Annotated in this window: 11 protein-coding genes and 1 tRNA gene; 6 read left to right on the top strand and 6 right to left on the bottom strand. The window is 61.0% G+C overall.

Annotated elements, in window-relative coordinates:
* Nucleotides 1-85: 85 nt before the first annotated feature.
* From EKK30_RS04540 to mgtE, 3 genes are all read right to left on the bottom strand, one after another.
* Complete coding sequence (locus EKK30_RS04540; RefSeq protein ID WP_290980929.1) at nucleotides 86-3,277, bottom strand: efflux RND transporter permease subunit; 3,192 nt, start codon at nucleotides 3,275-3,277, stop codon at nucleotides 86-88.
* Between the two features lie 42 nt (nucleotides 3,278-3,319).
* Entirely contained in the window at nucleotides 3,320-4,540 is a 1,221-nt protein-coding gene (locus tag EKK30_RS04535) for an efflux RND transporter periplasmic adaptor subunit (RefSeq protein ID WP_290980926.1), read from the bottom strand.
* A 285-nt stretch (nucleotides 4,541-4,825) separates the two neighbouring features.
* Nucleotides 4,826-6,196, bottom strand: coding sequence for a magnesium transporter (mgtE, locus tag EKK30_RS04530; RefSeq protein WP_290980923.1), 1,371 nt, complete (start codon nucleotides 6,194-6,196; stop codon nucleotides 4,826-4,828).
* A 347-nt stretch (nucleotides 6,197-6,543) separates the two neighbouring features.
* Here mgtE and EKK30_RS04525 point away from each other — a divergent pair, with 347 nt between their 5' ends.
* On the top strand, nucleotides 6,544-6,774 hold the full coding sequence (locus tag EKK30_RS04525) for a hypothetical protein (protein WP_290980920.1): 231 nt from the start codon (nucleotides 6,544-6,546) through the stop codon (nucleotides 6,772-6,774).
* 36 nt (nucleotides 6,775-6,810) lie between these two features.
* Here the strand turns inward: EKK30_RS04525 and EKK30_RS04520 are convergent, their stop codons facing one another.
* Complete coding sequence (locus EKK30_RS04520) at nucleotides 6,811-8,100, bottom strand: energy transducer TonB (RefSeq protein ID WP_290980918.1); 1,290 nt, start codon at nucleotides 8,098-8,100, stop codon at nucleotides 6,811-6,813.
* Nucleotides 8,101-8,193: 93 nt separating this feature from the next.
* Complete coding sequence (locus EKK30_RS04515) at nucleotides 8,194-8,901, bottom strand: TetR family transcriptional regulator (protein WP_290980916.1); 708 nt, start codon at nucleotides 8,899-8,901, stop codon at nucleotides 8,194-8,196.
* Nucleotides 8,902-8,993: 92 nt separating this feature from the next.
* Here EKK30_RS04515 and EKK30_RS04510 point away from each other — a divergent pair, with 92 nt between their 5' ends.
* Nucleotides 8,994-9,659: an O-methyltransferase gene (locus tag EKK30_RS04510; RefSeq protein ID WP_290980914.1), complete on the top strand. Its 666-nt coding sequence runs from the start codon at nucleotides 8,994-8,996 to the stop codon at nucleotides 9,657-9,659.
* 11 nt (nucleotides 9,660-9,670) lie between these two features.
* Here the strand turns inward: EKK30_RS04510 and EKK30_RS04505 are convergent.
* A tRNA-Thr gene (locus EKK30_RS04505) sits at nucleotides 9,671-9,745 on the bottom strand.
* A 203-nt stretch (nucleotides 9,746-9,948) separates the two neighbouring features.
* On the opposite strand from EKK30_RS04505, the gene EKK30_RS04500 reads away from it, so the two are divergent.
* The 4 genes from EKK30_RS04500 to hisD all read left to right on the top strand — a co-directional run bounded on the left by EKK30_RS04500 (nucleotide 9,949) and on the right by hisD (nucleotide 13,479).
* Nucleotides 9,949-10,176 carry a hypothetical protein gene (locus EKK30_RS04500; protein WP_290980912.1) on the top strand — a complete coding sequence of 76 codons (228 nt, stop codon included), beginning with the start codon at nucleotides 9,949-9,951 and terminating at the stop codon, nucleotides 10,174-10,176.
* A gap of 113 nt (nucleotides 10,177-10,289) precedes the next feature.
* Nucleotides 10,290-11,582, top strand: coding sequence for a UDP-N-acetylglucosamine 1-carboxyvinyltransferase (gene murA, locus EKK30_RS04495; protein ID WP_290980909.1), 1,293 nt, complete (start codon nucleotides 10,290-10,292; stop codon nucleotides 11,580-11,582).
* Between the two features lie 93 nt (nucleotides 11,583-11,675).
* Entirely contained in the window at nucleotides 11,676-12,146 is a 471-nt protein-coding gene (locus tag EKK30_RS04490) for a DUF2948 family protein (RefSeq protein ID WP_290980907.1), read from the top strand.
* Between the two features lie 34 nt (nucleotides 12,147-12,180).
* On the top strand, nucleotides 12,181-13,479 hold the full coding sequence (hisD, locus tag EKK30_RS04485; RefSeq protein WP_290980905.1) for a histidinol dehydrogenase: 1,299 nt from the start codon (nucleotides 12,181-12,183) through the stop codon (nucleotides 13,477-13,479).
* The last annotated feature ends 2 nt before the right edge of the window (nucleotides 13,480-13,481 follow it).

The following is a 13,481-nucleotide window of genomic DNA, read 5'->3' as shown; positions in this document are numbered from 1 at the left end:
ACGGCAAACCCCGTTGCCGCCGCACTAAGTGGCGATTGTTCCCTGGTTGTCGATGCCGAGGCGGTTAACGAGTTAATCCGCCCTTTCATCCCGTCGGGGCGCCTGCCTCCGGCGAATGGTGTTCCCCGCCTTCGGGGGCCTTTCGCGGCGACAGCCACCTCACCAATACGTAGAACACCGGCGTGAAGATCAGTCCGAATGCCGTGACGCCCAGCATGCCGGCGAATACGGCTGTGCCAAGGGATTGCCGCATCTCGGCGCCCGCGCCTTCGGCGAACACCAGCGGAACGACGCCGAGGATGAAGGCGAGGGACGTCATGAGGATTGGCCGCAGCCGGGTTCGCGCGGCTTCGACGGCCGCATCGACGCGCGAAAGTCCGTTATCTTCGCCCTGCTTCGCGAACTCGACGATTAGAATGGCGTTCTTGGCGGCGAGGCCGACGAGAACGATCAGGCCGATTTCCACGAGAACGTTCCGGTCGAGGCCGCGGATGTTCACGCCGATCATGGCCGCGAGAATACACATCGGCACAATCAGGATGACGGCGAGCGGCAGCATCCAGCTTTCATACAGCGCCGCGAGCAGCAGGAAGACGAAGACAACCGAAAGCCCGAAGGCGTATATCGACGTATTCCCTGCGAGTTTCTCCTGCAGGGCGATTTCCGTCCATTCGAAGCCGAACCCCTGCGGCAGAACCTTTTCGGCGATTGCTTCCATCGCCGCGATCGCGGTGCCGCTCGAATAGCCGCGCGCCAGCTGAACCTGCACTTCGGCGGCAGGATAGAGATTATAGCGCGGCACGCGATAGGCGCCCGTCGTGTCCTGGAACGTCGCGACAGAGCCGATCGGCACCATGTCACCGTCGGCGTTGCGCGTTTTCAGGTTCGAGACGTCACGCAGCGACAAGCGAAATGGATTGTCGCCCTGAGCCGTGACGCGATAGGTGCGGCCCAGGATGTTGAAGTCGTTGATGAAGGCTGAGCCCATGTAAACGGACAAGGTCTCAAAAACGCGACTGATCGGAACGCCGAGCTGCTCGGCCTTCGTGCGGTCGATGTCGGCGTAGACTTCGGGCGTGCGCACGTTGAAGAGCGTGAAGGCCTGGGTGAAGCCCGGCGTCTGACCTGTCGTGCCGGCCATGGCCCAGGCGGCGTTCTCAAGTGCGGGCAAGCCATTGCCGCTCTTGTCCTGGACGTAGCCCTTGAGGCCGCCGCCCGTGCCGATGCCGGGAACGGATGGCGGTTCGAGCACAAAGATAAACGCGTCTTTGAAGACGGCCATCTGCTGGCGGAGATCGGAAAGGATCGCGTCCTTGCTCAACCCGCTGGCTATGCGCTTTTCAAAAGGCTGCAAGCTGACGAAGACGACGCCAGTGTTTGGCGCGTTTGTGAATGTCGCGCCGTCGAAGCCTACGAACTCGACCGCATGCTCGACGCCTGGACGCTGCATGATGATTTCGGAAGCACGACGCACGACCTCGTCTGTCCGCTTCAGTGTCGAGCCGGGCGGCAGCTGGAACACGGTGATGAAGTATGCGCGATCAAGCTGCGGAATGAGGCCTGTCGGCGTCGCCGTTAGGCGCTCATAGGTGACGTAGAGAAGTCCGGCGTAGATGACGAGCAAAACGGCGCCGATGCTGATCAGATGTCTGGTCAGCCATGCATAGCCCGACGAGAGTGCGCCGAACGCCCAGTTGAAGCCAGCAAAGAACCAGCGCAACGGGGCGCCGAGGATACGTACGAATAGGTTCTGCTTCTCGTGGCCCTTGGCGTGCGGCTTCAACAGCAGAGCCGCCATGGCGGGCGACAGCGTCAACGATACCATCAGCGAGATGGCGGTCGATGCGGCGATGGTGATCGCGAACTGCTTGAAGAACGAACCCTGCAAGCCGGTAATGAAAGCGGTGGGGAGGAACACCCCGATCAGCACGAGCGAGATGGCGAGCAGCGCGCCGCCGACTTCGTCCATGGTCTTGTGCGCGGCTTCCTTCGGCGTCATCCCCTGCTGAATATAGCGTTCGACGTTCTCCACGACGACTATGGCGTCGTCGACGACGATGCCAATGGCCAAGACGAGACCGAACAACGACAGCGTGTTGAACGTGATCCCGGCCAAGCTCATGATGAAGAATGTGCCGACCAGCGACACGGGGATTGCCAGGATCGGGATGATCGCGGCGCGCCACGTCTGTAAGAACAGGATTACCACGAGCACGACGAGCACGAGCGCTTCGATGAGCGTGTGAATCACGGCGTCGATGGAGAACTGGATGAACTCTGTCGGATTGTAGACGACCGAGTAGCCGACGCCCGGCGGGAAGTCCTTCTTCAGGTGCTCCATTTCGGCGCGGACGGCGGCGGCCGTCGAAAGCGCATTCGAACCGGGCTTCTGGAAGATAACGAGCGCGGTCGCGACCTTGTTATCGAGGTAGGCATTGACGGTGTAATCCTGGGAGCCCAGCTCAACGCGAGCGATGTCGCGCAGACGGACGACAGATCCATCGGGCTCAGCGTGGACAACCGTGTTTTCGAACTGTTCGGGCGAACTCAAGCGTCCGAGCGTCTTGACGTTGATCGTAAATGCGCCGTCCGAGCTTGCGGGCGGCTGGTTGATGGAGCCTGCCGCGACCTGCAAGTTGGCCGCCTGCAAAGCCTGGACGACTTCGCCGGCCGTTAGCCCGCGAGAGGACACCTTGTCCGGATCGAGCCAGATCCGCATTGAGTAGTCGCGTGCGCCGAAGACCTGCACGTCGCCAACGCCGTCAATACGGGTGAGCACGTCTTTGACGTAGAGCGTCGCGTAGTTCGAGATGTACTGTTGATCGCGCGAGCCGTCGGGTGACGTCATATGGACGACCATCATCAGGTCGGGCGATGCTTTGCGAACCGAAATGCCGAGACGGCGCACGTCGTCCGGCAGACGCGGTTCGGCCACGGCGACGCGGTTTTGAACGAGGACCTGTGCCTGATCGATGTTGGTGCCCGGCTTGAAGACGACGTTGATCGTCAGCAGCCCATCACCCGTCGACTGCGAGTTGATGTACAGCATGTCGTCGACGCCGTTGACTTCCTGTTCGATCGGCGTGGCGACGGTCTCGGCGATGACTTGCGCGGAGGCGCCTGGATAGGTCGCATGGATGGCGACGGTCGGCGGCGCGATGTCGGGATATTCCGCGATCGGCAGCAGCCGAACCGAAATCAATCCCAGGATCGTGATGATCAGCGACACAACGGCGGCGAAGATCGGCCGGTCGATGAAGAAATGAGAAAGGCGCATGGGGCCCTCGGCGTTTGAAGCTCAGTCTAAGGGCGGGCAATTCTATTTTTCGGCGGTCGAGCCCTTGGTCGCGGCTGCCGTCTGAGGGGGCTGAATCGTGCCTTGGGTCGGCGCAACCTTCGTTCCCGGACGGATTGCCGGATTGGCGACGCCTTCGATGACGACGCGATCATCGGGCTTCAATCCGCTTCGGACCACGCGTAACCCCTCGTAAAGCTGACCGAGCGTGACCGGCGTCGCAACGATGACGTTGTCGGCGTTGACCGTGTAGAGGATCTTGTGGGCTTGGTCGGACACGATGGCGGCGTCTGGCACAAGAAGCGCGTCGATGTCGCCGCCGTAAACCGAGATGCGCGCGAAAATGCCGGGAGAGAGGATGTCGTCCTTGTTCGGTAGCACCGCGCGACCGCGGATAGTGCCGGAACGCTGATTGAAGGAGTTGTCGATGAAGTCCATCACGCCTTCATGCGCCCACGTGGTTTCGTCGCCCAGTTTGATGCGCACGGGGTTCGGCGCCAGTCGCGACGACGGCAAAGCGCCCGACTGACGCAGGCGAGCGTAACGAAGATAGTCGGCTTCTGACGTATCGAAGACGAAGTGGATGGGATCGACCGTCACGATCGTCGCCATCAGGGTCGAGTTGACCTGGCCGCCGAGGACGAGATTGCCGACGTCGATTTTCTTGTCGGAGACCCGGCCCGAGATCGGCGCGCGCACCTCGGCCCATTCGAGATTGAGTTCGGCGGAATGCAATTGTGCCTGGGCTGCAAGGACCTGAGCCTCTGCAACGCCCAAACTCGACTTCCGCTGTTCGAAGACCTGTTCGCTCAGCACTTTGGTTTCGACCAACGGGCTCGCGCGTTCGAGGTCCGCCTTCGCAAAAATGACCTGCGCCTGGGTGCGGGCGACCTCTGCTTTAGCGGCGTCGACGGCGATCTGGAACGGACGCTTGTCCAGAGTAAAAAGGAGGTCGCCCTGCTTCACGAGAGCGCCTTCGGTAAAGTGCACCTTCTCGACGTAGCCGCTAACGCGGGGGCGAAGCTCAACGCGTGCAACGGCTTCGAAACGGCCAGGAAATTCATCCCAGGTCTTGATGTGCTTTGCCAGCGGCGGTGCGACCGTCACCGGAAATGCGGGCATGGCAGATTGGGCGCTCGCCGAACCCGCAAGCGAACCGACAGCCCCCGCTGCCATCGTCAGGGCCGCGAACACAGTCGACGTGCGCCGGAAAGCCTGGCGCGAATTTTGGATGGTCGCCGTCATTTTTCGTAATCCACCAAGGGGAAAGTCAGGATCGAGCAGAGTCGCAATTCCATGACGCGCCGACGTCGCGGAATATTTAGCACACCAAATGCATGCGGGTGATTGGAATTTCAATGATGCCGAGTTTCGCCCTACGGCACATTGGCGCGCGAATTGGACATTTACGTGCAGGACAGTGGCCCGAATGCCGCGATTAGTGCGAACACTTCCAAACTTGCATTTCAGTTTGGGCATGCAGGAAGGCAACCTTCTGCATGCCGAAAACGACGGTCTTTCGGCGGACGATTAAAGCAGCGTGCCTTGGAGGACGAGCAAGGCCACGGTGAAATAAATCATCAGACCAGTGACATCGACCAGCGTCGCAACGAATGGTGCCGATGCGCTCGCCGGATCGAAGCCGATCCTTTTGAGAAGGAAGGGCAACATAGCACCCGTAAGCGACCCGAACGTGACAATGCCGATAAGGCCAAGGCCAACGGTCAAGGCGACCAGTTTCCAATACTGACCATAGTCGAAAATCCCGGTCAGCTGCCAAACCGTGATGCGCGCCATACCGATGACGCCCAGGATCGCGCCCAGCGTTATGCCCGTCGGGATCTCGCGCAGCGCAACTCGCCACCAGTCGCGAAGCCGCAGTTGTCCGAGCGCCAGGGCGCGGATCAGAAGCGATGTCGATTGCGAGCCCGAGTTTCCGCCTGAACTCATGATGAGTGGGATGAAGAGCGTGAGGACCACGGCCTTTTCGAGTTCATCGGAATAGTGCTGCATGGCGCTTGCCGTCAGCATCTCGCCGAGAAAGAGCGCGCAAAGCCAGCCGGCGCGCTTCTTGATCATTTCGAGAAAGCCGATTTCAAGATACGGCTCGGCCATGCCTTCCACGCCGCCGAACTTCTGGACGTCCTCCGTACTCTCGGCGAGGATCGCGTCGATTACGTCGTCGACGGTGACGATGCCGAGTACGCGGTGCCGCGCGTTGAGCACCGGAACGGCGAGAAGGTCGTGGATGGAGATAAGGCGCGCAACCTCTTCGCGATCGGTGTCGGGGTCGACCCAGATCGGATCGCGGTCCGGCGCGATTTCGAGAATATTCTGGTCGGGCGAACCTGTGATGAGCTGGCGCAGCGTGACGGTGCGCACGAGTTCGCGAGAGACAGGGTCCGTTACGTAGATCGCATAGACCGTCTCGCGCGTGTGCTCGACCTCACGGATGAGGCGGAGGGTGTCGGCAACCGTGAAAGTTGACGGCACGCTGACGAACTCCGTCGTCATGATGCTGCCGGCGGTGCCTTCCTGGTAGGCCAGGAGCAGCTTCAAGGACTGCGCAGTTTCGAAGTCGAGCAGAGACAGCAGCTTGGTGCGATCCGGCCCATCGAGCTGGCGAAGAAGGTCAGCCGCCCGGTCGGCCGACATGCCGGTCAGCACGTGCCCGGTGAAGTCCTCGGGAAGCTCCAGGATCAGATCACTGGCGCGGGAGAGTTCCGGGCGGTCGAAGATCTCAACGACGCGGTCAAGCGGCAGCTGCGAGAGAATCGAGGCGGCCGTCTCGAGGTCTTCTTCGTTGAGTTGGGCGACAATGTCGGCGTCGTGCTCTTCGAGCAATTCGACCAGGACGATCGGGTCGACATCGTCGCCCGATGCGTTGCGGATATTTTCCATGGCTCACCTTTCGATCCGCCGTCGCACGGATCGCGGGAGCCGACCCAACGGTCAGTCCACGAGCCTCGACGGCCGGGGCAATCGACTACTGTCGCTAGACAAGGGTTGGATTCCTTCGGATTCACGGCGTCAAAGTCAGGACAGCCGCGGGGTCCTCATGAGCTGACTTTGATGATTAGTCAAGGTAGCCCGCCTCAGATAACGCAAATTTCCAAGGTCCGCTTTCGACTTGCTGGCGCGGCGGCCACCGAAATGAAGAATCGAGTGGTCGAAGCGCGCTCTTGCCTTGCGTGATCGCAGCTTTCACCGGCACAATCACGCTCGCTCTTGCGGATGCAGCGTGACACATGAGCCAACCCAGGACTGGCGCGCCCGACATCCTGGAACCCGGAACCCATGTGTTCTCGGGGACCATTAGAGTTTGGCGCAGTGACTACGGCGAACTCCTGACCGACAGCGGCGTGACGGTGCAACTCGTCACGCAAGGCCAGCCTATGATGCGCGAAGGTGAGCGCGTGACCGTGGTGACCCGCCGCTTCCGGCCGCTCTATCAGGTGGAACAGATCATCGAGGGGTGATCAGCCTGTCTTTGGCATGCGCCCGACGGGCGAACATCAGCGCAGGATGAACTTGAACGTCTGCGTGAAGGTCACCGGTTTTAGGCTCACCTCTGGCGGTACGGGAGGAAAGGGCTTCGCTCTTTCAACGGCTGCCAAAGCTGCCTCATCGAGAGCTGGGGACCTTGATGACGAGATGATCTGCTTCGACAAAAGGGTGCCGTCGGGGGCGATCGTGTATTTCAGGATGACAAAGCCGGTCTGCCGCGAGTTCGGATATACCTTCGCCTTCTGGACACGCTGATTGACCTTGGCGATGTACATCCCGACGATGCGCGGATTACCGCCGGTCTTGGCTCTGCCAGAGCTTTCTTCGGTGACAATCGCGACCTGCTGCGGCTGAGCTTCGACTGCTTTGGGGTCGGGTTTTTCCTCGGGCTTGGTGTCCGGCGTTTGCTCTTTCACCGGGTCTGGCGGCGAAGGCACATCCAATTGCGTGACCTGCGACTCCTTTAGCTCGACCGGCGGCGGCAATTCACCCGGTTTTCCTGCGCTTGCCTCTCCAAGCGGAAGGGGCACGGGCGTGTCGGTGGCTTTAGGGATGTCTCGTTCTACAACACTTTTCTCCGCCGCCTTCAGGTCAGTCATTTGTTCTGTTGGCTTGGCCGTCGGGCGCTGGGGCGCGGGCTGCTGCTCTTTGACGGGCGCGCTGTCGTCGACCTTCTTAGTCTCGAGCGGCTCGGCGGCATCGTGCAGTTGTTCGGAAGTCGAAACGGTGGGTCGCTGCTGGGGCGGCTTCTGATCCTCGATCGGGGCGATGTCCTCCGTGACCTGCTTGCCCGAGTCGACCGGAAGGTCGATCGCCGGCTGGGAAGACGTGATCGTTGGCGGCTGCTCCGAAGGCTGTTGCGGCGTGAGTGCCGGCGCCTGCTGGACATCGCGGGCCTGCTCCTGGTCCTCGCTGTCATGCAGCACCTTCGACGGCTCCGCGGCCGATTTCAGTGGAGTTGGCTTTTGCTGCGAGATGGCGGCAACTTCTTCGGACGGCTTTTTCGAAGTTTCGCCGCTCACGTCATGAAGAGGGGCGGGTGCCGGAGACACCGACGGCTGCGATGACGGCTTGCGCGCGTCGACAGGGACGGACTCGGGTGTCGTGATGGTTGCGATGTTATCGCCGCGGCTGGACAGTTCATCCATCACCATGCCTTGCGGCATCAGTTCGATGTCCTGGCCGCTGCCAAAGTCGAGGACGTCCAGTTCTTCTTGCTGAAGTCTTGGCAAGAACGCGAGCCCGATGAGCCCGTGAAGTGTCAGCGAGACGAGCAGGGCGATGGTCCGCAGCCACATGGCGATAAACCCTGGTCATCCGATGCCGGCCGCGATGGCCTGCCGGCCGACGCATGAGTCACTGGGAAAGATTAGTTTTTCCCCCTGTCGTGATCAACACTGCCGCGTTGTAAGTCCCCTGGGCTTATTCGACGGGCGCCCGTGCCGAGATGTCGCGTTTCGAGGGGTTAGCGGTTGCTGAAGGCTTTCCAGATACGCGCACAACATGTCGGCCAGGCTGTCGGCGAATGCTGAGATTTCCGCCGCTGATCTCGGCGTTTCCGAAAACTGCTTACCCACGGTGCTCAGCGTGATTTTAATGAGCTCTCCAGCTCGCGCTTGTTCACCTTTAGGCGATAGCGGAAGAACCTCACGGATGAAAAGCTGCATGGTGCGATCGCCGGACGCCTTTGCTTCCCGCGCCTCTGGAGCGCTGCGATAAAGCGGCGCCGCATCATCGAGGGCGACGCGCACGGCAGCTTCGTCACATTCCGATCGAATGAAGGCATGGACGAGCGCGCGCAGTCTTGCCATCGGCGGTCTCGTCCGGTCTTGCAAAATATGCTGCAGAAGCTGCGTCGTCTCACGCCACTCATTGCTTTGCAGGCGGAACAATATGGCTGTCTTGTTGGGGAAGTACTGATAGAGCGAGCCAACGCTGACGCCGGCCTTTTCCGCAACGCGCGCCGTCGTGAACCGATGCGCGCCTTCCTTCGCCAAAACCTGAACAGCTGCATCCAGGATAGCCGTCACAAGCGCTGCGGATCGCGTCTGCTTAGGTTGCTTTCGCGAGGAAATCTGCGGTTTTCGACGGGTGCTCATGTGTATCAATTCTAATGCGAATAGCGAATGCGAGCAATTAGTCGTATTTCTGCCGACAACGCAAGGATGGTTTCAAGAGACTGGAAAATACGATGAGTTCATTGACGACAGCGCCGCTCGCACCGCTTTTGAAAAAGCTCTTCGAGGCTGCTGCGGCGTCATCGCCGTTTGTGAGCCCTGCCATCGCAGATCTGACAGCCAAAGATCGCACGCGCTTGATGCGCAGCAAGACTCACTATCGGTATTTCTACCGACGCCTGAAGGATTTTCCGCTCGCCGTTTCTCCGGAGACTGGGCAGCTGCTCTACATGCTTGCTCGAAGCACGCGTGCTCGAACGATCGTCGAGTTCGGGACATCGTTCGGAATCTCCACCCTGCACCTTGCAGCGGCGCTGCGCGACAATGGCGGTGGCCGGCTGATCAGCACCGAGTTCGAGCCATCGAAGATCGAAAGGGCGCGCGAGAATCTCACGGCCGGAGGCCTCGCCGATCTCGTCGAAATTCGGCAGGGCGACGCGCTGCAAACGCTGAGCGTCGATCTTCCCGATGAGATCGATCTGCTTCTGCTAGATGGTGCGAAGGCCCTCTACCCCGATATCCTGGACTTGGTGGAACGCCGCCTGAGGCCCGGGGCGTTGATCGTGGCCGATAATGCGGATCACAGCCCAGACTACCTCGCGCGCGTTCGCTCGCCCGCGGGAGGATACCTATCCACGCCGTTCGCCGAGGACGTGGAGCTTTCCATGCGGCTTGCATGAGACGCGGAAACTGGTGCTGCCGGAGGGGATTGAACTCTCGACCTCTCCCTTACCAAGGGAGTGCTCTACCACTGAGCTACGGCAGCTGATACGGCGTTTCGCCTGTCGGATCACGAAACGGAGTTTGACCCACGCCAAGCGGCGAGGCGGAAATCTCCAGCTTCGGGCGGGCGGACACTGCCACAAGGCTTGACGGCGAGCAAGCCGGAAAGCCAAGCTGTCCTGGGGGTGATTGTGGAGCAAGAAAAATGGGGTGCATTCGACGCTTTTCGCCGCGAGTGGCTAGCTAATGGGCGGGCAGCCGCCGGGCAAGACATCCACAAACGCGGGCGCAAAGTCCACACCGGCACAGTTGAAACGCCAGCAGCGCCTTGCTGAGGAACTTCGGGCCAATTTGAAGCGGCGCAAGGCTGCGGCGCGCCGTCACAAAGAGGACGGCATGGTCGACGACGATGACGCGGGCGATGTAGACCCCGTGCCCGGAGCCAGCAAAGCTGGCGACGGCAGCGGCGCATAGGTATGTGAGATACCAATTGCGCTTGCCGATGACCGGGCGCACCAGATAATCACGCGGCCTCGGGCTCCGCTCCGATTCGCAAAGTTTTCCCACCAGGAGACGATTGGAATTTCATGGATCGGATTAGAATCGTCGGCGGCAAACCTCTTCGCGGCACCATCCCGATTTCGGGGGCAAAAAATGCAGCGCTGCCGCTCCTGATCGCGAGCCTGCTGACCGAAGATCGCCTAACGCTGAAGAACGTTCCCAACCTCGCCGACGTCAACCTGCTCGTGCGCATTCTGCGAAATCATGGGGTCGACTTGGCCGTAGACGGCAAGCGCTCAAGCCCGCAGGGTCATCTCGGCGATACGATTCATCTCACGGCGCGCGACATCGTCGACACAACGGCGCCTTACGAGATGGTTTCGCGTATGCGGGCGAGCTTCTGGGTGCTCGGGCCGCTGATCGCTCGCATGGGGCAGGCGAAGGTGTCGCTGCCGGGCGGCTGTGCTATCGGTACGCGCCCTGTCGACCTGCATCTGAGTGGGCTCAAGGCACTTGGCGCCGAAATCGACATCGACAGCGGGTATGTCGTTGCCAGGGCGCCGAAAGGTCTGCGGGGCGCGCACATCGTGTTTCCGAAGGTTTCGGTCGGCGCCACACACAACGTCCTGCTGGCCGCCGCATTGGCCAAAGGCGAAACGGTGATCGAGAACGCTGCGCGCGAGCCGGAAATTGGCGATGTCGCCGCGTGTCTCACCAAGATGGGGGCGACGGTCGAAGGTATCGGTACGTCGATGCTGCGCATCCAGGGCCGGGATCGGCTGGAGGGTGCCGTCCATACAGTCCTTCCCGATCGCATCGAGACGGGAACATTCGCCATGGCCGTGGCCGCTACCGGCGGCGACGTAATCCTCGAAGGGGCAAAGCTTCACGATCTTCAGACAGCTCTCGACGTGCTCGCCGAGACCGGCTCATTGGTAGAAGAGACCGAAGCCGGCGTGCGTATTGCGCGCAATGGTGGCGGTATTTCTCCGGTGTCTGTCGAAACGCAGCCGTTTCCCGGCTTCCCGACCGACCTGCAGGCGCAACTCATGGCGCTGCTGACGCGCGCTTCCGGCACGAGCGTCATTCGCGAAACGATTTTCGAAAACCGCTTCATGCATGTGCAGGAGTTGGCGCGGCTTGGCGCCGATATCCAACTTCACGGCGACACCGCGACGATCAAGGGCGTCAAGACGCTGAAGGGCGCGCCGGTCATGGCTACGGACTTGCGTGCGTCGGTTTCGCTTGTCATCGCGGGTCTTGCGGGCGAGGGCGAAACTATCATCAACCGCGTTTACCATCTGGATCGCGGTTTCGAGCAGCTCGAGCGCAAGCTCGGAGGCTGTGGGGCGGAGATCGAGCGGCTTGCGAGCGGCTGAGGTGAGGATTCGGCGGGCGTTGCAGCTTTCGACAGCTGTTTGTAACACTCGTGCCTTCCTATTCCTCGCCTGCCGTGGAGACATGCGATACCGATGCCGGACCTGAAGCTCATTGCGTTCGATACTGTAGATCTCGGCGTCGTCTCGGCCCATTTGCAGGATGCGGTCGTGCGGGTGGGCGATATGACGTACCTTCCCAAGGAGAAGCGCTTCGTGGCGATCGCCAACCGGTTTGATTGGGCGAAGGCAGTGAAGCCAGGGACATCGACCAGAAATCAGAACGGCGCGCATGAGCGCCGCCGCGCCGGGGTTCGCTTCGAGCGAGTGAACTCCGTGAAATTTCAAGGTTTCGACTTCAACGACAAGAGGACCTCACTGGCTCTCTTGGCGGTCACGTTCACGCCGGCAGCCGGGGAGGACTCTCCGGAAGGCGATGTCACGTTGACATTTTCGGGTGGGGCGGCCATTCGGCTGGCCGTCGAATGCATCGAGATGGAATTGAAGGATCTCGGCGCCGCATGGGCAACAAAACGCTCGCCTGAGCACCCTGAGGACGCCAACTGATTTCGCTGCGGCCGGTTCGCGAGGAAGAATTGCAATGCCCGTGCGGCTCCACAATAGCGATAATGATTTCGAGGCACGATTTACCGAGCTTCTTGGCCTCAAGCGCGAGGCTTCGGTCGATGTCGATAATGCCGTGCGCGAAATCATCTCGGACGTGCGCAATCGCGGCGACGCGGCGCTGATCGAACTCTCGAAGAAATTCGATCGCGTCGATCTCAATCGGACCGGGATCGCGATCGGCCAAGCCGAGGTGGATGCCGCGTACGCTTCATGCTCAAAAGAAACGCTCGACGCGCTTACGTTTGCGCGAGATCGCATCGCCGACCACCATCAACGTCAGCTTCCCTCGGATGATCGCTACACGGATTCTGCGGGTGTCGAACTCGGCCATCGCTGGACGGCGGTCGAATCCGTCGGGCTCTACGTTCCGGGCGGGCTTGCGTCCTATCCCAGTTCGGTTCTGATGAACGCCGTGCCGGCGCGCGTCGCGGGCGTGCCGCGCATCGTCATGGTCGTGCCGTCGCCGAGCGGGGAACTCAATCCGTTGGTGCTTGCGGCAGCGAAGATCGCGGGCGTCAGCGAAATCTATCGCGTCGGCGGAGCGCAGGCTGTGGCCGCGCTCGCTTACGGCACGCAGACGATAAAGCCGGTGGTCAAAATTGTCGGACCCGGCAACGCGTATGTGGCCGCGGCCAAGAGGCAGGTGTTCGGCGTCGTCGGCATCGACTCCATTGCCGGTCCTTCCGAAGTCTTGGTGATCGCGGATAAAAACAATGATCCTCAATGGATCGCCGCGGATCTGCTGGCGCAGGCCGAGCACGACACGGCGGCGCAGTCGATCCTGATGACCGATGACGCGGGCTTTGCGGACGCAGTTGAAAAGGCCGTTCGCCAGCAGCTTGAGACACTGCCGCGTGGAAATATCGCGGGCGAAAGCTGGAACACCTACGGCGCGACAATTGTTTTGGGCTCGCTCGGTGAAGCCGTGCCGCTCGCTGATAGGGTCGCCGCCGAGCATCTCGAAATCGCAACCGAGGATGCGGAAGATTTGTCGAGGCGCATCCGAAATGCGGGAGCAATTTTCATCGGAAGCGTGACGCCCGAGGTCATCGGCGATTATGTTTCGGGTTCGAACCACGTTCTTCCGACGGCGCGGAGCGCGCGTTTTTCGTCCGGGCTCGGAGTTCTCGATTTCATGAAACGCACTTCGATCTTGAAACTTGATCCGGCAGCGCTGCAGAAGCTCGGCCCGGCTGCCATGACGCTCGCCCGGTCTGAAGGCCTCGAAGGGCATCGGCGTTCGGTTGAAATCCGGCTTGGGAAGGCAGGTTGATA

The organism is Hyphomicrobium sp. (assembly GCF_003987855.1).
GTDB lineage: Bacteria > Pseudomonadota > Alphaproteobacteria > Rhizobiales > Hyphomicrobiaceae > Hyphomicrobium_B.
Note: the sequence above shows the minus strand (reverse complement) of the source record. Positions and strands in the feature narration are given on the sequence as shown.